This is a genomic window from Paenibacillus sp. J22R160 (assembly GCF_059692135.1).
Window position 1 is genome coordinate 105,497 of record NZ_JCAUAU010000005.1, and the last position, 18,805, is coordinate 124,301.

Annotated in this window: 19 protein-coding genes; 6 read left to right on the forward strand and 13 right to left on the reverse strand. The window is 45.5% G+C overall.

Annotated features, from left to right (window positions below):
- Nucleotides 1-46 precede the first annotated feature (46 nt).
- From AC58UW_RS14195 to AC58UW_RS14235, 9 genes are all read right to left on the reverse strand, one after another.
- The gene (locus tag AC58UW_RS14195; RefSeq protein WP_497421294.1) at nt 47-1,000 is read right to left on the reverse strand and encodes an aldo/keto reductase; all 954 of its coding nucleotides are present in this window, start codon (nt 998-1,000) and stop codon (nt 47-49) included.
- A 58-nt stretch (nt 1,001-1,058) separates the two neighbouring features.
- Nucleotides 1,059-2,258: an MFS transporter gene (locus tag AC58UW_RS14200; protein ID WP_497421295.1), complete on the reverse strand. Its 1,200-nt coding sequence runs from the start codon at nt 2,256-2,258 to the stop codon at nt 1,059-1,061.
- 228 nt (nt 2,259-2,486) lie between these two features.
- A complete protein-coding gene (locus AC58UW_RS14205) occupies nt 2,487-2,687 on the reverse strand; it encodes a cold-shock protein (RefSeq protein ID WP_497421296.1) in 201 nt (66 codons plus the stop codon).
- Between the two features lie 209 nt (nt 2,688-2,896).
- The gene (locus AC58UW_RS14210; RefSeq protein ID WP_497421297.1) at nt 2,897-3,475 is read right to left on the reverse strand and encodes a hypothetical protein; all 579 of its coding nucleotides are present in this window, start codon (nt 3,473-3,475) and stop codon (nt 2,897-2,899) included.
- A 78-nt stretch (nt 3,476-3,553) separates the two neighbouring features.
- Nucleotides 3,554-4,096 (reverse strand): DUF2812 domain-containing protein, encoded by a 543-nt coding sequence (locus AC58UW_RS14215; RefSeq protein WP_497421298.1) that lies wholly within the window; start codon nt 4,094-4,096, stop codon nt 3,554-3,556.
- Nucleotides 4,089-4,466, reverse strand: a complete 378-nt coding sequence (locus AC58UW_RS14220; protein WP_497421299.1) for a PadR family transcriptional regulator — start codon at nt 4,464-4,466, stop codon at nt 4,089-4,091. The genes AC58UW_RS14215 and AC58UW_RS14220 overlap by 8 nt, the downstream gene beginning before the upstream one ends.
- Before the next feature lie 162 nt (nt 4,467-4,628).
- Nucleotides 4,629-6,005, reverse strand: a complete 1,377-nt coding sequence (locus AC58UW_RS14225) for a UTP--glucose-1-phosphate uridylyltransferase (RefSeq protein ID WP_497421300.1) — start codon at nt 6,003-6,005, stop codon at nt 4,629-4,631.
- 135 nt (nt 6,006-6,140) lie between these two features.
- Entirely contained in the window at nt 6,141-7,211 is a 1,071-nt protein-coding gene (locus tag AC58UW_RS14230; protein WP_497421518.1) for a YncE family protein, read from the reverse strand.
- Nucleotides 7,212-7,332: 121 nt separating this feature from the next.
- On the reverse strand, nt 7,333-7,779 hold the full coding sequence (locus AC58UW_RS14235; RefSeq protein WP_497421301.1) for a MarR family winged helix-turn-helix transcriptional regulator: 447 nt from the start codon (nt 7,777-7,779) through the stop codon (nt 7,333-7,335).
- A 285-nt stretch (nt 7,780-8,064) separates the two neighbouring features.
- Here AC58UW_RS14235 and AC58UW_RS14240 point away from each other — a divergent pair, with 285 nt between their 5' ends.
- From AC58UW_RS14240 to AC58UW_RS14250, 3 genes are all read left to right on the forward strand, one after another.
- A complete protein-coding gene (locus tag AC58UW_RS14240) occupies nt 8,065-8,619 on the forward strand; it encodes an NADPH-dependent FMN reductase (protein WP_497421302.1) in 555 nt (184 codons plus the stop codon).
- Between the two features lie 123 nt (nt 8,620-8,742).
- Nucleotides 8,743-10,149 (forward strand): MFS transporter, encoded by a 1,407-nt coding sequence (locus AC58UW_RS14245; RefSeq protein WP_497421303.1) that lies wholly within the window; start codon nt 8,743-8,745, stop codon nt 10,147-10,149.
- A complete protein-coding gene (locus AC58UW_RS14250; protein WP_497421304.1) occupies nt 10,149-10,631 on the forward strand; it encodes a DinB family protein in 483 nt (160 codons plus the stop codon). Before AC58UW_RS14245 ends, AC58UW_RS14250 begins: the two co-directional genes overlap by 1 nt.
- A gap of 548 nt (nt 10,632-11,179) precedes the next feature.
- Here the strand turns inward: AC58UW_RS14250 and AC58UW_RS14255 are convergent.
- Nucleotides 11,180-12,352 carry an MFS transporter gene (locus AC58UW_RS14255; protein WP_497421305.1) on the reverse strand — a complete coding sequence of 391 codons (1,173 nt, stop codon included), beginning with the start codon at nt 12,350-12,352 and terminating at the stop codon, nt 11,180-11,182.
- A gap of 237 nt (nt 12,353-12,589) precedes the next feature.
- Here AC58UW_RS14255 and AC58UW_RS14260 point away from each other — a divergent pair, with 237 nt between their 5' ends.
- On the forward strand, nt 12,590-13,456 hold the full coding sequence (locus tag AC58UW_RS14260; protein ID WP_497421519.1) for a helix-turn-helix domain-containing protein: 867 nt from the start codon (nt 12,590-12,592) through the stop codon (nt 13,454-13,456).
- A gap of 98 nt (nt 13,457-13,554) precedes the next feature.
- Here AC58UW_RS14260 and AC58UW_RS14265 read toward each other — a convergent pair whose 3' ends face one another.
- On the reverse strand, nt 13,555-14,295 hold the full coding sequence (locus tag AC58UW_RS14265; RefSeq protein WP_497421306.1) for a glycosyltransferase family 2 protein: 741 nt from the start codon (nt 14,293-14,295) through the stop codon (nt 13,555-13,557).
- 154 nt (nt 14,296-14,449) lie between these two features.
- Here AC58UW_RS14265 and AC58UW_RS14270 point away from each other — a divergent pair, with 154 nt between their 5' ends.
- On the forward strand, nt 14,450-15,136 hold the full coding sequence (locus AC58UW_RS14270; protein ID WP_497421307.1) for a GT-D fold domain-containing glycosyltransferase: 687 nt from the start codon (nt 14,450-14,452) through the stop codon (nt 15,134-15,136).
- Between the two features lie 39 nt (nt 15,137-15,175).
- On the opposite strand, the gene AC58UW_RS14275 is transcribed toward AC58UW_RS14270, so the two are convergent.
- Both AC58UW_RS14275 and AC58UW_RS14280 read right to left on the reverse strand, forming a co-directional pair.
- Nucleotides 15,176-16,495, reverse strand: a complete 1,320-nt coding sequence (locus tag AC58UW_RS14275) for a nucleotide sugar dehydrogenase (RefSeq protein WP_497421520.1) — start codon at nt 16,493-16,495, stop codon at nt 15,176-15,178.
- 387 nt (nt 16,496-16,882) lie between these two features.
- Nucleotides 16,883-17,884 carry a CgeB family protein gene (locus AC58UW_RS14280; RefSeq protein ID WP_497421308.1) on the reverse strand — a complete coding sequence of 334 codons (1,002 nt, stop codon included), beginning with the start codon at nt 17,882-17,884 and terminating at the stop codon, nt 16,883-16,885.
- Between the two features lie 177 nt (nt 17,885-18,061).
- Here AC58UW_RS14280 and AC58UW_RS14285 point away from each other — a divergent pair, with 177 nt between their 5' ends.
- Nucleotides 18,062-18,757, forward strand: a complete 696-nt coding sequence (locus tag AC58UW_RS14285) for a glycosyltransferase family 2 protein (RefSeq protein ID WP_497421309.1) — start codon at nt 18,062-18,064, stop codon at nt 18,755-18,757.
- The last annotated feature ends 48 nt before the right edge of the window (nt 18,758-18,805 follow it).

The window sequence follows — 18,805 nt, forward strand, 5'->3', positions numbered from 1 at the left end:
AGCATCCTAGATAATCGTTCCGAAACAATAGTTCTTCCCATATCCTTCAAAATGGAGGTGAATAGATAAAGTCTTTACTTATTTCATCGAGCGATTTCAGAACGTCCTCGGTAAGCTCAAGGTTAACCGCCTTCAAATTCTCATCGATTTGGTATTCACGGGTCGCTCCGGCGATGACGGTGCTTACCGCAGGCCGGTGCAGCAACCAAGCCAGCGAGAGGGCCGTGGCCGATGTACCGATCTCCGCAGCAATCTTGGCCACCTGTTCACCCAGTTCCACTCGGGCTGAGTTCACACGCCGCACAAAGTTTGGGTTCATGTCCAACTGGGATCCGCTTGGTACAGAACCTCCCGAGTATTTTCCTGTAAGAATACCTCCTGCCAGAGGAAAATAGGGAATGATTCCGATCCCTTGATCAAAGCAGAATGGAATCAGCTCCCTTTCCACTCCACGATCAGCCAATGAATATCCCGGTTGAACCGAAACATACTTGATCAGATGTTGACTTTCGCTTATGGCCAAGGACTTCATCATTTGCCACGATGCATAATTTGAGGCCCCCACGTATCTCACTTTTCCGGAAGTTACCAGATCATCCAGCGTACGGAGAGTCTCTTCAAGCGATGTCATCGGATCAAAAACATGGATCTGGTACAGGTCAATGTAATCCGTTCGCAAGCGGCGCAAACTAGCCTCAATTTCCTTCAGAATATGCTGACGCGAAGAACCTCTGGTGTTCGGACCTTCTCCTAGTTTTATACCCACTTTTGTCGCAAAGAGCACTTCATGCCGCCGTCCTTCAAACGCTTCTCCAATAATCTCTTCCGACTTCGTGCCTGTATAAACATTGGCCGTGTCAATGAACGTGATTCCATTGTCAACAGCGTGATGCAGTACTCGAATCGATGTGTTTTTGTCAGCGCGCCCACCGAAAGCATTTGTGCCCAAACCTAGCACCGAAACTTCCAATCCGCTTGTCCCCAAATTCCGATATCGCATAACAAATCCCTCCAGGTATTAGTTTCTCAAACTTTTATAGCAGGATATATCTAGGTCTTTATGATTGCTCGATGACTATCGAATTCCTCATATTAGACCGTCTTTCCCTATACAACACCATTCCGATGATAAGTATCGAAAGCGCAACAAGAACGCTTGGTATTAGGAATATTTTCGGCGTTATCCCTTGAATGAACAGAGGTAAGAAATACCCGATTAAAGAAGCTGTCTGTGATATGAACACGTATAAGCTTGCCCCAAAGCCTGTTCGGCTTAAAAACATCCTCTGCACATATCCCATAGCAACTCCGTAAAGAATCGAAACAAAGAAAGAATACAATGGCTGGACGACAAAGAAGACAGGAAGCGAGGTACTGATCGTATAGGTCAAGTAAGTGGCGAGCGCGAAACAACCGCCAAGCAAAATAATCTTCTTACTACCGTACCGTGCCGCCAAATATCCGCCCAGTGTCATGAAAAACAGCTCGAATACCGCCTGCGCGCTCCATATATAGGACATAATCTCCGGCTTACCGAACAGCTCTAATACGACAAGCTGTAGATATAATCCTCGAATGGCATCGGCACAAGAGAGCATAAGCAGTGCAACCAGCATAATAAGGGAGAACGGTTCTCCTTTGACCACTTGCTTTACTCCCAGTTCCCCCGTTGATTCCTTATACAACAGCAAGAGAACCACCAAGCACACATAACCTGCCATATTCCCCCATAGTACGCCCTTAAACGTTGCAAGGAGGAAGATGTTCGCTCCAAGCAGCAGCCCCGCAAAAAATCCGATGCTATAGGAGGCACGAAGCCATATTTGGGCCATTTCTACAATGTCGCCGGCGCTACGGGAAAAATGATTTCTAGCCATCCCAAACAGCTGCCCCATAATCAATCCGGACGGTGCAACTGTTATCGTCATTCCAATGAGCGCACTCTGAAAGTCAGAGGCATTCATATAGATGAACAACCCGATGATGCAAAGTAAGGCCGCAAGAACCGGTAGTTTCTTCTTATTTTTCAAACTGTCACTGATCCAACCAACGGTAATCGTAATGGCTATATTGCAGAACAGTGATACCGCGAAAACGACAACAATCTGTACTTTTGAAAGTCCAATACTCTCGTTGAGATATACTGCATTCATAGGTGCTAAAATGCCTGTACCTATGCCGTATAAAAATAACATAGTAAGCAGCGTTCTCGCTCCGGGGACTGAAACAAACTTACGAATATCACGAATGATTTGCATGAGCACCTCTTAGACGATCCCTAATTTCTTCTTACATTTTCAATTATAAATAGTCATTCCTGTTATGAGAAGGAGTGAATAATTCTAAAGTAAGTTACCTTATTGTTACTTTCAAGTTCGAACTCGAAACTGCCCCACCGTTACCGATGACGCTAGGTCAGCTTTATCATATCCGATAGTTAAAAAGCCTGCTCTTGAACGAGTCAAGAACAGGCTTCGATGTCAGTGTTACAGTTTTACAACATTCTCTGCTTGAGGTCCACGTTGACCTTTAACAACATTGAATTCAACACGTTGACCTTCGTCCAAAGATTTAAATCCTTCTCCTTGAATGGCAGAAAAATGAACGAATACATCTTCCCCGCTTTCCCTTTGAATGAAGCCAAAACCTTTTTCCGCATTAAACCACTTAACAGTACCCGTTTCCATATGTAAATAACCTCCAAAGTTTAAATGCCCTACAAAACCGGACTATTCACTAGTATATCGCAAAGAAGACGCATAATCTGTTGGTATTTGTCATATAAAATTATTAATAAAACATTACCCCATCAAGCCAGGAATAATCAAGGACGATTTGATCATGACAAACAACGTCACCACGCATCGTGGTGACGTTGTTATAAAACTATTGCACGCTATCCTTGACTGCCCTCGACGGCAATCAATAGAACAGCGGCGGCGAGGCCCAAGCGGCGATCAAGTTTGCCGCCCTGGTCAGCAGAAAAATCGAGGTTCAGTTTTTGGACGAACGGGTTGAAATTTTGTTTGTATGCAGCGACTTTGGTCCCGTTCATCTCTACATGGTAATGCTGAGGAATCAAGTTCGTTAGGAATCTTCGTAAAAGAGCAAGCAGCACGTTATCTTCCTTAATCAATCCGATCTCCGTCTCACTTGCGTTCAAAATCACCCATTCATCCTTGAGGATCGACTTCATTCCTTTGCGTCGCAAAGAACCTATCTTGCTCCCGGTTTCAACATCAACTACATCGAAGATCCCGGAAAAATCAATGACGCTTCGAGCTTGAATGCTGATCAAACAATCTTGCATGGTTTCATCACCGTATATTCGGATGTCTTCCTTCAACTTGAAGGCTTTCATCTTCGAGAACAGAATTGCCTTTTCATTCATGTCGAAAATATCAATTTTAGCGCCAACTAGAGAAAGAATCTGTTTTCTAACTACAAATTTATGATGATTGAATTTCGGATTCAAGTCTTCGCCCCCTGCACTATAAACTCTACTGAGTCTTTATTCATTAAAATTCGACAGGTTTAGGGAAGATTCCTTTTTTTACCGGATCCGTCTGGACCTCCAAAGAAAAGCGCCATAAGTCATAAGGACCGGGACAAGTAAGACAACACTCATGGCACAGATTGCTACGAAAATATTGGTGATCACACCACTCCACGCGAGCACGTTGGACATATACTGAATGATCCACGAAGCTACGGCCACTAACCCCAGCACGATGAACATTGACTTCAGAGGCTTTGCTCCACCGCGATATTTTTCGTATAAGGTATCGTTATCCGAATGGATCGGTTTTGTGCCTAACTTGGCTTTAAATATGTGAATGGTATCACCTGATGAACAAACCGGCTCCCATCCCCCGGCTCTGAACATGTCATAATAATCCTCTCGATCGGCTTTATTCAAATCCTGAATATCCATCGAATATTGAAGAGACTGCGGTTCCCCTTTACGCAGCGAATACCCCAGGAATGCAAAGGATTCGAGCATCCAGCCTTTCTCTGCCCATTGACTTAATTTCCTCATATCCTTTTCTTCCGTAAAAGCCAAACCGCCTGACAGGACATATCGAGTTTTACTCATTCGTCTTCGCCTCCGATTCAGATTCTAGTGCGATCTTGCCATGGTGCGCCATTCTTGCTCTTCGTTCTATCTCGTTAAAAGTAATGGCCTTTCCTTTCTCTGTAGCGGTATATGTCTTTCTGCGTTCCGTGTCATTCTCATCCAGCAGAATATAGCCGGCTTCCTGCAATTTCTTGATTAATGTATACATGGTTGCAGAGCCGATGGACACTTCCCCATTCGTTAACTCTTCTTCAATATACTTCATAATCCCGTAACCATGCCTGGGAGTTAACAAGGATAGCATGATGTAGTACGCGGAGTCGGTCAACTGCTCAGCTGTTAATGAATTGTTTCTAGACAAAGCATCACATCCGTTCTTTGTATCCATTTATGATATATCAATTATGGATATATCCATTAATGATATAGTACCGATTTTACTTTCTATTGTCAATAGGCGTTCCTCGCCAAAAAAACAAGCCTGCAGCTTTTTCGCCGCAGGCTTTGCTCGATAAAGAATGATCTGGACTTCTTCCAGGGGATCCGCATACTAATCCTGGCATCCACTCGCGTCAAGAAGAGCGTTCAAAACTTCCGAAGTTAATCCCTCCCCTGCATAAGAAACCAACGGGGAAATATCGATATTCCGGCCTTCCAGCTCGGAGGGTGCTGCCCCTGATTCCAGGAGCCATCGCTTATGCAAATTCTGCATAAGTTGGCGTGCTGTCGCGGGGCTGTCCTTCCCCTCCTTGTTTTTGACAGGGGCGAACTCTTCCTCTCTGTGTATTTTCAATGCCGTTATGCGTTCGGCGAGAGGAAACAAATCAAAGATGAATTTCTCAAATTTATAAGCGTTGGGCGACGCCGGCTGGACCGTATGGCCCTGATCATTGATGTATTTGACCGCTTTGTGGGCGGCGTGATAAGGAGTATTCGTGTCCGCATGCCGCTCGATAAAATCGGCGCGAATCAGATGGATCGAAAGGTTGCCCAGCCCGTAAGTCAAGTGGCCCGAGCTATCGGTTTCGTACATTAGCTCATTAGGCAACTCCATGTATTCTACTACGGTGGGTAGGCCGTCCTTAAGGCAAAGAATGCCGACTTTTTCCTCGGGGTAGGCTTTTTCTGCAACTTTGGTAGCAATTGGATGGTTATGATGCGCAGCGATTCCTACAAACAGCGGATCCGCGACTCGGATCAAGGCGTTATCAACATTGTAATAGAACAACCACTCTACTCCTCGACGTTTCAGGTCGTCCAAGGCACCGGATCGCTTCATGGAAGCAAAAACATCGCCGTTCCCGCTGGGGGTAAGGCTGATTTCGTCCTTAGCGGAGAGCAGGACGCGTCCTTCGGAATCCAAGGCCGGCAGGACATTTTGCCGGAAGAAATAAATATCGTCCGGGGCATAGCCGAAATACGCCGATGCTTGAAAATATTGCACCGTTTCCTGGTGATTCTCCGGACTGGTCATCAAGTACCATGGGATGGTCCGGCCGGCTCTCCGGGACAAGTTGAGCAAGCGTTCGGCCTGCAGCTGGAACAGCGACTTTCCTGATGACAGCCCAATGTCATAGGTCCCTTTCGGTCCTTCATGCCCCAGGCGACTTCCCTGCCCTCCGGCGACGACAAGCGCCGCGACCTTGCCTTGACGAAGCCGGTCCCAGCCGGTCTCCGTCCATTGCTTCCGCTCCTCCTCGCTGTAATCCTCCAAATCATAAGCTTCCATTGGCGAAATAACGTCGGTGCTTACCGTTGGCTGCTTCATATGATGAAAAAGCTCGCGGAGCAAGGAAAAATCCAGCTGTTCCATCTGATCCAGCAGCTTGCTCTTCGAAGCCTCGGAAAGAAATGGGTAAAATCGGAGGATATGCTCCTGGCCGCAGGCTTGCGCCTTTTTATAAAGTTCGTCGTATCGGTTATCCACGAGAAACCTCCTATGCATTATTCTCCTTCCAAGTATATTATAATCATGCAATTATTTCTCACTGTTATACACTATTTTACATGTACAAAAACAAAACCGGAACCACAGGAGTCCCGGCCCTCAGCTTCTTCTAACTTAATCTTGAATGACAACGATATTCTTATCCTGGCTCATATAGATACGATTCGTAATCAGGTTAACGGCTATACCGCCTTCATAGTCTGCCGCGCGAAGTGATGCTATGCGTTTTAAGATGCTTCCATCATAGACATTAAGCGGATCTGGACGAAAATCCACATATTCCAAGTGGTACAAATGATTCGTATTCGGGTTAATGAAAAAGGTCGAATAGGTGGGAATCGTCATCGTTTGTTTTATGCGGTTCGTCGAACCGTCAATGACATATAAACGTCCCTTTGAGGATTCTTGAGCAGATGTGATGTATATTCGATTTGTCACAGGATTGTAAATGATGTCACTTTGCAGTCTACCGAGTTGGTGATTCTGTATGGTATTCGTTCGAAGATTCAAAATGGAATAGTACCGACTTAAATTGTTCGGAATATAAAGGCAGTTATTGTGCTTATTTAAGACCGGCGTAATAACCGGATTTCGCCCTACTTTTAGGGTTTTAATAACAACATGCTTGTTTCCATCCATGATAGATACAGTATCATTTTGAACGTCTGTAAAATAAATCCGATTTGTCACTTCATCAATCACAAATGTCGCTGGGCGACCCTTAATGGGCATTCGTTTCATGATTGTATTTGTTTTCCCGTTGATCACAGTGATCGTGGAAATGTTCGATGATAGTGAAATCGAGACAACATAGATAAGGTTTGTACGTGTATTTATTGCAGTCTCGTCACTGCGCTCACCTAGTTTTATCGTCTTGATGACTTGATTAGTGCGGCCGTTAATGACTGTAACACTGCCATCAAGCCAATTGGTTACATAGATTCGGTTGGTTCTTGGATTAACGACAACATCACCTGGCATCTGACCCGTTTTCACTGTTGCAATAACTTTGTTCGTTGCCCCATCTAGAACGCCTAACATGTTTTCATTCTGGCTGGTAAAATAGATACGGTTCGTCGCTTGGTTAATAACGATTCCCCCGACTTGTTTGCCTACTGGAATAGTCGCTATGATACGAGGCCCTGAAGGGGTTACTTTTATCTGTACCTTTTTGTTTAATAACACTTTTGACAAACGTCAGCTCCTCCTTTCTATAATGGCAAACGATCTTTGCATTATATTCAGAGCACACCGTTCGGGAACGTAAATTCCGTGAATTCAAACCGCCCACCAAAAGCAAACAACTTTATAACTTCTGTGCCCCTATTCCTATTTTCTTCAATAAAACAATTAACTGCTCCTTCTCTTCGGTGTTCAGAAAGGAAAAATTTTGAGAGATCGTTTCCACATGTTTTGGAAAAATTTCATCAAATAGAGCCTTTCCTTGCCCGGTCAGTACGGCATCACTCGCTCTCCCATCTTGGGGGTTGGGCTGCCGCTCGACGAGTCCTTGCTTGACTAATTTGTTAACCACAAAGGTGATGCTTCCGCTCGGAATGGAAAATTTTTCACTAATTTTTTGCAGGGTATGAGGACCTTTACTATAAAGCAATTCCAGAATCCTAAAGGTTTCAGGACCAAGATTGTGCTTTGCTACATCTTTCCCGATGTTGATAGATACAGCTTCGTGAGCTTTCGCAAAAATACGCAACAATCTTAAGTCTAATTCATTTTGTTCCTCTTTGAAGTTCATACATCCGTCTCCCCCTTATCAGGCCGAATAGTCCTATGAATATTTGTATGCTAACAATAGGATAGGATTAATGGTTTGTCAATTTCGCGGCTCATTTGACAAACAACTACTATAATTATATTATATAAATATCCTAATTATAGAGTTTATTAGGTTTACGTTTATGGGAGAGGAGTGCATACCACGTTTTTTTAAGCGGACGTTAAGTAGACATTCAATAGTTAGGAAGCTTCCCAGGGAAGTGTGAATGAACCATTAAAATTGAACACAAATGGAGGAATTACAATGTTAAACATAGGAGTTATTCTTGGAAGTACGCGCCCAGGGCGCAACGGTGAAGCAGTAGCCCGCTGGGTGACCGACGTTGCGACGAAACGCACCGATGCTAATTTCGAGCTCGTGGATCTTGCCGATTACAATCTACCGTTGTTGGACGAACCGTTCCCTGCCGCAATGGGCCAATATAGCAAACCGCATACGATTGCTTGGTCGCAGAAAATTAATTCCTTTGACGGCTTCGTATTCGTTACACCGGAGTATAATCATGCAACTTCCGGCGCTTTGAAGAATGCCATTGATTTTCTTTTTCATGAATGGAAGGATAAAGCGGCGGGCTTCGTCGGCTATGGCGGCACAGGAGGCGCACGTGCAATCGAAAATCTCAGACTCATCGTCGGAGAACTCCATATGGCCGATGTACGCGCACAAGTCGGGCTTTCGCTTATGACGGATTTTGAAAACTTTAGCGTCTTCAAGCCTGCTCCTCATCAGGAAACTGCAGTCAACGCGATGCTCGACCAAGTTATCGCTTGGAGCGGTGCATTGAAAACATTGCGTTAAAAACGATCATGTTATTGAGGGCAATTTAAGAATGCTCCTGCGGATTGTGATTGCGATGAAACCGCCGCAGCTGCATCGCCAACCAAGCAAACTGGAAGAAAGGAAGCGTTAGAATTGAATGGAGTGGAGAGAATAGACAGAGAGCGCCATACAAGCCAAGATGGATCAGAAGTCAAGAAAAGTATCCTATGGATTTATTACATCTTTTTTTTCTCAGTGCTAAATGAATCTGTGTTTAATGTATCTACACCTAATATTGCCAAGCAGTTCACGCTGAACCCGTCTGATGTCAGTTGGGTCGTGACGGTCTTTTTCATCGTCTTCGGCGTAGGAATGGTTGTGTTCGGAAAACTGTCCGATATCTTCAGCATTAGGAAACTGATTACGATCGGAATTATCCTTTATAGCGCAGGGTCGATTATCGGCTTTGCCCTTCAGGCTTGGTACCCTGCCGTCATTGTGGCCAGGGCGATCCAAGGAGCAGGCTGTGCGGCAATCCCGTCGCTCGTTTTCGTGATGGTTGCCCGGTATTTCTCGGCGGAAGAGCGGGGCAAAATATTCGGCATCATCACTTCGACTGGATCCTTCGCGATCGGAATTGGGCCGGTACTTGGCGGTTTTATCACGGAATCGTTCCAATGGGCTTATCTGTTTCTCATCCCTCTTCCCATCGTTGCAGCCATCCCTTTCTTCCTGAAATACTTTCCGAAAGAGGAGCGCAAAGCTGGCGGTTTGGACATCATTGGAGGGGTATTGCTCAGTCTTACAGTAGCTATGCTGATCCTTTTTACCACAGAAGGACATTGGCTTTATTTGGCTGGGGCTTTGGTCGGACTATTCCTTTTCATTGTTCAAATCCGCCGGGCAAAAGAACCGTTTGTCGATCCTTCCTTGTTCGCAAATTCGCGATATCGGAATGGTCTCGTGATCGGTTTTCTCATTTTCGGATCCGTATTCGCGGTTTTGTTCGTCATCCCGATCATGCTTAATAAAACGTACGGTGTCGATGCAAATACCATCGGTTTTGTCTTGTTTCCCGGAGCTTTCAGTGCCGTTCTTTTCGGCAAAGTCGCCGGTAATCTGACTGTCAAAAAAGGGAGCCACTTCGCAAATTATTTGGGGCTAATCTTGCTCGCGGTCAGTTTTCTGCTGCTATCTTCCGTCATTGGACTTTGGGTAGGGTACATTGGTGCCGCCCTCATCTTGATGTACATCGGATTCTCCTTCGTACAGACGGCGTTGGCGGAGAGCGTTACGAAAATTTTGCCCGTTCAACAAATCGGCATCGGGATGGGCTTTTTTAATATGATATCCACCATTTCGGGGGCTGTCATCACAGCTCTTGTTGCCAAAACCCTGGAGGATAAGCTGCTTGCCTTTCCGCTGCATCCGGTCCTCACGGATTCAAGTACTTACTTGTACGGAAATTTGATTCTCATCTTCAGTTTCATCGTTGCGGCCAGCGCTCTGTTATATCTCAACAGTTTAGGCAGAAAACCTATAAAAACAGTAAACAAAGGAGACTTATAATGAATAGCGAAAAATTATTAAATCAACTAGAAGTGATTAGAACGATAACGATTAAAACCATTGAATCCATTACCGATGAGATTGCGGATGAAATGCCGACTGGGTATAAAAACACCATTCGTTGGCATCTAGGACATATCGCTGCTTTTACCGATCTTTTTCTGAATAATTTTGTGGGTTTGTCCTTTTATATGTCCGAAGAGCATGTAGCCATGTTCAAATCCGGGTCAAAACCTTCTGATTGGCAAGTGCAGCCTCCAAGTTTGGAGGAGTTGACATCCTTGCTAAAAGGGCAAATGGAGCATATCAAAGCGCAACTCGGAACCCGGAATTTTGAAGAAAAAGCAAACAAGTCTTTGAACCTGTACGGCAATGAAATGGATACTATCGGGGAGATTTTAAATTTTTGCCTTTATCATGAAGCGCTCCATCAAGGGCATTTAAAGTGTCGTATTCATTCAAGTCCATTAAAACGCGCATAAATATAACTCGACGATTCACCATTGTAAAATGAAGAATTTATAGCTATGTACGAATTCAATATACTCAAAACAAAAGCTGCCACGGGATCCCGGGCAGCTTTTGTTTACCTACACAGTCCCACTCCTGCCTGTCATACTTACTTAAAAGTAAGTCCCCTACGGGCAATACAAGAAGAAGAGTGCTGGTACATGGGATAAAAATGGGGCATGAAATGACCGGTGGAGCGTTTAAAAGAAAAAGGGTCGGTCTAGCCTATAACCAAGCTTGCCATCATACCTAAAATTGGCGGAGTCCTGCTTATTCGACGGATTGATCGAGCCGCGTATGAAAAAGATCGTAAAAATCATATCCGATTGTCAAGACCAGGGTAATGAACTACCCGCCGAGCTCGGACAGCTGATAAAAAGATCGTACCCATCGAGACAGCAGCACAGCTGTTGATGATTGCCATATTGGTGCTTATGGTTGTTAAGCCATTTTAAAGAATACGATAGACTCTGCGCTTAATATCGCAATAAGTTATTTCTTTGCAAGAACGGGTATTAACCTATCCAGCTGAACCTTCAATTTCCATTGGATCCTCATCGTTTGACCTATAGTAATTCCAAAACAACGCCACTGCAACAAGGCAGATGAAGGAACTGACCACAAATCCTGAGCGGATGCCGAACCAGCCGGCGTACAGTCCGCCTAACAGCGAACCCACTGTCCGACTGACGGCGTTCATCGTCAACGAATTCATCATTTGGCCGCTTGCCTTCAACTCTTTGGGCACATGTGTGTTCACGTATTCGGCGAGACATAAGTAAAACAGCATGAACGTCCCGCCATGCAGTACCCACGAAGTCAAATAAACGGCTGGGCTTAGCGAGCCGCTGAACAGTAACCACCGAACGGCAAGGATAATCCCGGAGCAGAGCAAAATCTTAAAGATCCCGAACCTCCGGTAAAGGGGTTGAAAAAACAGCATAAACGGAAACTGGCTGACCGAGCCTAAGCTGACCCCAATGCCGATCAGCGCCGTGCTCAGTCCCTCCTCCTTACTGTAGACAGCTTGAAATGTAGTAAAAAAGCCCAGCGTACAGTTTACAACCAGCGTGTACAAGTAAATCACAATAAGCTTTCTGCTGGTGAACAGCTGTTTCAGTTCCACCTTCGCCTTATGCTGATGGCCTTCCACCTTAGGGATACCCCAAGCCAGCAGGAAGGCGACAAACACAAGCCCAGAGAACAACGGGAACATATAATGCAGGTTACGGTCCAGCAGCCAGCCGGCAATAACCGCCATCAAGGCATAACCGACAGATCCTGCCGTGCGGATCCGTGAGAAGTTAATTCCCGACTTGCGGGAAATTTCTAACGTGATCGTGTCGCCGAGCGGGTTGATCACACACTGGACAGCCCCGAACACAATGGTGCACACAAATAGCAGCCAGAATCGATTGCCTGCCGCCGGGAGTGTCCAGACAAGGATAGCGGTCAACAGCAGGGCTATAAGGAGCAGGTGGTTTTTCGATGCCGCTCTATCGGCGGCCAGTCCCCAGCGTGGCTGAGCAATCATTGCGGTAATCGCTCCCGATGTCGAGAGCAGACCAATCTGAAAATGATCAAACTGCATGTCGTTGTAATAGATTGGAATATAGTTGCTAAAGGCGCCTAACGCCATAAATACCAAGGAGTAATACAAGGATAGGTACACGTATGTTGATCTCTCTGCCATCGGATTGTTCCCCTACCTCTTATAGTCGGGAATGCCGTTACACGAAATTTGCCGTTCTTTCTGCAAGCAGCATTGCCACCAATAATTACTACAACGTATAATTAGGTGATATCGACACTATTATTATAGCTTACTATTTGACCCAAAAAGTTATATTACCCCGTCACAAAATGTCACTCAATTGATATTTTTGAAAAGCTGGTTGGATGGTGATCATCGTTGAAACACACTAAATTAATGGATGAACGTGCACAAGTATTTCATGTTCTAAACAACAGGGGAATACAACTTAAATATAGGGCCGTGTCCTCCGAGTGTCCCCCTGTTACTTACCATTATCATAAGGGGATCGAGGTCTTATTTGTCCATCAAGGAAGAGGAACCCTCACCCTTAACCGCAAGATTTATAAATTAGAGGCTGGATGCGTAGTGATTTTACAACCCTTTCAGCTGCACCGTATTCAATTTGATGTCAATTCTCAGAATCCATATGTACGAACGGTATTAACCTTTGAGCCCTCCATCGTTGCACCTCATCTGAAAAACTTTGCGGTTCTGTCTCGTTTTTTGGATCAGGTATGGAAGGAACAAATGTCCAATCAGGTGTTCCGTGAGGAGCACAACTCGACATATATCATGGGCGTTCTTGAACGATTCAATGACTTAGTTACGGGTTGGAACGAAAGGGATGAAGACCATGAGACTGCGTCCATGTTGATCCTCAACATTCTAGACTATCTAATCTCGCTGCATGTTGGAGAATTTGGAGGTGTCTCACGTCCGGATAGCCATGCTGAAAAAATAATGAATTGGGTCGAGGAGCATTTTACGGAACCTTTTGACTTGATTGAATTAGCAAAGGAACTCCATCTTTCCAAGAATCATGTATCCCGGTTATTTCGATCCGAAACAGGGGGAAACATTACCGAATACGTGATTGCGCGAAGAATAAGACAAGCTTGCTGGCTGTTAAAAACAGAGTCAAAATCTATTGAACAGATCGGTTCATTGGTTGGAATACCTAATTTTCCTTACTTTTGCCGAATTTTTAAAAAGATAACGGGCTTTACTCCCATACAGTATCGTAAAAGCCAGTTCAATTAATTCCAATGCCATAAAACTAAAAAACGCCAGAGCTTTAATTAAGCTCATGGCGCTGAGGTCAAGTATCATGTGTTCGGCTTCCTTACCTGGGAGACCCTTCAAATCCTCCCACTTCTTACGATCCGCTCATAATTTACGATTCGCCCAACGACTACAGCATGCATATTCCGCACTGCATTTCGATTAAATTTCCACGTAAGCTTGGATTGATCAACTCTTCTAATGGCTACGAAGTGACGATGGCTCGTGGTTCGTACCACCCCGCCACGCTTCCAAATATCCGCGAGGAATTTCATGTCTGAGCCTACACGCCTCCGAGTGAACTTAACAGCAGGAAATAGCTTCTTTCGGAATACCAAAGTCGCCCCAGCGACAGAATCCTTCCGACTCTTCGTCAATAGGAGCAGCTCTTTCGACCCGATCATGTACATATAAAATCGGTTTTTTCCGACTACATCCGCCCCCGTCCTTTCCGCCTTTCTAACGGCTTCCGCGACATACGCAGGAGCATAATAGTCATCGTCATCGAATTTGGCAATATACGGATAACGAGCTCTCTTTACCCCGTAATTCAGACACACTCCCAATGGCAATCTATCAGGAAGCTGATAAATAGCAGCTTGTATTCCCAATCGGCGAGCATAGGCTCGGTAAGTGGAGGGTTTCATGTTTTGATGATTTAACACGATTATCAGCTCTCTTTGATCCCATGACTGATGACGGTAATTACGAAAGATATTCTTTATAAACTCCGGCTTATTCGTCACCGTGATTACCGAAACACCCGCTTTCGGATGCACCTGCTTCATCACCTTCACTTTCCAACTCCGCTCTCTCAATATGTTTCTTGAATTACTTTATTCCTCTTGTCGACGGAAGGTTCAGGAATACGGATAAATGCATATTTCCAGCGTGAACAAGGTTCGAACGCGAACGACTAGGAGGTACTGTCATATGATAAAGGGAAATCCTATGAATGAGGAGCGATGATGGGTGCCGATTAACTTAACCCGAGAACAGACCTACGCAAAAATCCAGCACGCCTTAACTCATAAACAACCCTTCTCCTTGGTTCGCATCGGAGATGGAGAGAATATCTGTCTAGCTCAAAGCTCTGTTTGGTCCATCAAACGAGTATTGATGGAACCTTGGGCAGTGAAAGCTAACCGTGGGAAGAAGGGGGTAACCCTGCCGAACCTTCGCCTGCGCAATCAGATGGTGGCCGGGATTCGGAGTGCTAACGTTGTAGGCGTCTTAACACCCGACGACAGTCTGATTCGGGCACCGCGCTACCTTAAACGTCCTCTGACAAATGCGATATTCGCCCACTTTCGGTTGTCACCCTCCTTCAAGTGCAGTGCCTGTATAAATCGATACGCCCCGCAGGACAAGAGCTTCTGGAAGCTACTGAAGGGAAGAAGGATCCTGATTATCAGCAAGCACGCAAAGGACATGAAGGAAACGCTAGAACGAAAACACGGATTAAAGGTTGTGGGGACAATTGCCTTCTCCCACTACAACCAGATCGACCGAACCCTTACACTTATAAGGGCCATGAAGAACTCCTTCGACTTAGTCTTCCTTTCCACAGGCGTGAACGCCGTCATTCTCGCCCCCAGAATCGCGCGAATGACCGGGAAGGTTGCTCTCGATTTTGGCAAATGGCATAGAAATATATAAGGGTCGGCCTGTAGGTCGATCCGTTCTCTCGTTATTTCCCTACGACCCCCCGCCTCCTAAACGGACAACCCTTGCCTTTCCGTTTCCTGAATAGCCTCTTGTAGCATTCCGCGTGTCGTAGACCAGATTTGCATGCTCAAGTAGAAGTGGCATGGGAATACAGGTATGGTCCGTTGACACAATTACGGCATCCATTTCTGCCAATAGTTGAGGTGTTAGTTCCACACTATTCCATATCTCGCCGCCTACCGATACATGAGGGATATACGGATCATGATATACAGCTTCTGCCCCCATACTGTGAAGAATCTGCAGAAGTTCTAGGGACGAAGACTCCCGTGGGTCTGCAATGTCCTTCTTGTAAGCAACCCCATAAACAAGGATCTTGGCATGCAGCAGCGACTTCGTACCTAGAAGCTGTTGAACCTGTTTAGCAATGTATGGAGGTATCCTGTGATTGACCTGCTGCGCGAGCTGAATGAACCCAGAGCCAATACCATACTGCTGCAGCTTCCACTCCAAATAGATGGGATCAACTGGAATGCAGTGTCCCCCGATCCCCGGTCCGGGGTAAAATCCGGCGAAGCCGAAGGGTTTGGTTTTGGCCGCTTCGATGACCTCCCAAATATCTAGATGCAGCTCATCGCAAATCATAGCCAGCTCGTTCACGAAGGAAATGTTGATGAGACGATAAGCATTCTCTATAATCTTCGCCATCTCAGCCGACTCCACAGAGGATACCGAATGAATCTGAGGGAAAACACCACGGTAAAGCTCTTCGACCATCGATAAGCAATCTGGCGTCATGCCGCTGACAACCTTAGGAATCATATGAAAAGGAAAACTCTTATTTCCTGGATCAATCCTTTCAGGTGAGTAGGCCAAAAAAACGTCCTGTCCGATCGTAAGGCCGGTTTGCTCAAGGATCGGAGCAACGACCTCTCTTGTCGTGCCAGGAAAGGTTGAGCTTTCCAAAACGATCAGTTTCCCCTTCGGGATCAGTTGGCTTATCTCGGTAGCTGCCTGAGTCAGGTAGCTTAGTTCCGGTGTCCCTTCATCACTAAGAGGGGTCGGTACACATATGATGAAGACTTCTGACTCCTCGATCTCTTCATATCGATCTGTCGGACAAAACCGCTGCGTTGCACGAGCCTTTTGTATCTCCGAATCCTCAATCTCCGAAATATAACTTTGCCCTGCTAGAAGAGTAGCAATCTTATGCGGGTTAAGATCGTAACCAAATACCCGGAAGCCCTTCTCCACTAGAAGCAGAGCTAAAGGAAGGCCTACGTACCCAAGCCCGATTATAGCTACAGTTTGCTTCTTAGGACTCGCTCCTTCCACATCCAGCCTACACATCACAGTAGATCCACCCTTTCATATTAATCTCTCAAATTCTATGCTAGTATATGAACGGTATCTCGATTGGATTGGACGCCTTTTCCGACATTTGTAAATTGTACGAATGCTAGTAACATGAAGAACCATTAGAAAGTTATTATTAATAATTCACTCAGCCTGTTGTCTTACAATATAGTTCATGTTTATTTTAGATTCTAAAAATACGCTCGAAAACAGTAAATCGTACGTAATTATATCAACAAAAAACCGGCACTCCATCAGAGTCCGGTCCTAATTCCTATCCAACCTCACTCAACTTCCCATCCCGAAAATGCACAACCCTCTTCACCTGCTGCGCAATCGCCAGATCAATTCCTCATCGATTATTGGCACATATTACATACATCAAATACATGAATCGATTATCCTTAGTATGGTCTCCACCCGATGCCGATACGTATGCTCTTTCAATGTACGATTGCGTGTCCGCTCAGCGATACGCCGACGTTCCCGTTCTTTGTTCAGGTACAGACCGATCAAATCGATACACTCATCCACAGAGGAAAAAGAAATGATTTCCTTCCCTTGAATATAATGCTTCCCAAGATCCATGCGGTTATCGATTAATTGGAACGCTCCGCAAGCAGCGATCTCAAATGTCCTATTATTGATGGAGGACGCTTGCAGGGCGGAACTGTTCTGATTAGCTGGGTCGTCGATTGCCCGGTGAATATTTAACACGATTTTCGCACCATTGTAATACCGGGCCGCTTCCTCAGGCGATATCCACATATCTCCATTAGACCGACGAAGCTTCACATGCGATCTGACAGGCATTTTCAGTCGATCCCACCACAGTCCCAGAATCGTTACCTTTTGATCCGTCAGCCTGTCGACCAATTGCTCAAAGAAACGTACCCGGTTCCAAAAGGCGCTCCCGATAAAGCAAATATCAGAAGCGTACTTATCAGGAACACGCGCAGGTTGAAAAACCCCCGGATCCACAGCAAGTGGAAGATGATACACTTGCTTACAACCGAGCTTCTCATACCACTGGACCGAGTCGCGATCCTGTGTAAAGACGATATCGAAATGAACCGCGATCTCTTTGGTCCAATCAGAATAGTACGGGTCATCCGTAAACCAGACTGCTGTTCTGGAAGCTGCGCGCTTCAATTGGGAAAGCTGATGCTTAGGTAAAAACAATGCGTGAAAAACAAGAAGAACATCGGGCTTAGCTTCCTTCGTTGGCAATTCGTCGTTAGGATGCGCAACCGTTACCTTCTGTACTTGCTCACGCAGCGCATGAATGATCGCCGACTCCAAAGACGGATAAGGCGAGCCCACGCCGGAGGTTATGAAGTGAATATGCAGCGGTGCCAACATCTGAGCATCATCCTTCCCCACACATTTCCTTTTGTTAATTCATCATATGTTTGATTATCAAGAAATCCTAAACGATTGATACGGTGCTATTCCCCATCTTCACAAAACCATCAGCATTTATCCCTAGCTGATTCCTGTCGAGCTTCATATAGTACTATACGAGCTAGCTCTAATTTTATTTTGATTGGGGGATAGACAATGGCAATAAACAGAGTCAACAACCTGGTCAGCGTGGTGATTCCGTGCTATAACACCTCTGCTTTCATTAAGGATTGCCTGGACGGATTGCTGAAGCAGACATATACACAAATAGAGTTGATTTTGGTCGATGACGCTTCTACCGACTCAACGGTTGACTGTATCCGTGCCTGGCTTCATGATTACAAAGCCGAGGTAAAGCGATTGAAGGGAGTCGTGTTCCTCCCCCTCCCCCGTAATGTAGGTACGGCCGGCAGTTATACTTTCGGAATGTATCTGGCTAGGGGGGAATTTATCGCGATTCACGACTGCGACGATATTTCGCATCCGCACCGGCTGCAGAAACAGGTGAAATTTCTGCGCGAGCATCCGGATGTCGGATTGATCGGCACTAATTATATCGCCTTCGAGGACGGGAATCGCCAAAAAACGGTAGTGCCCGAATGGCTTAGCTACGGGGATGAAATCTCTCAAATGTATAAGAAGGGCCTACATTGTATTGCAAATCCTACAGTCATGCTTCGGGGAAATACGTTTGACCGGATTGGAGGACATACCCGTTATATACCGGCAGCGGAAGATTACGAATTTTTCGCAAAATGTGCGAGTGCCGGCATAAAAATGGATAATTTACGGGAACCGTTGTATTTCTATCGTTTGCATCCCAAACAGCATTCGAGAAACTTTTATTCTTAGGCACAAAAAGCCAGGAGCTAGCTCCTGGCTTTTTAGCATTTCGGATTG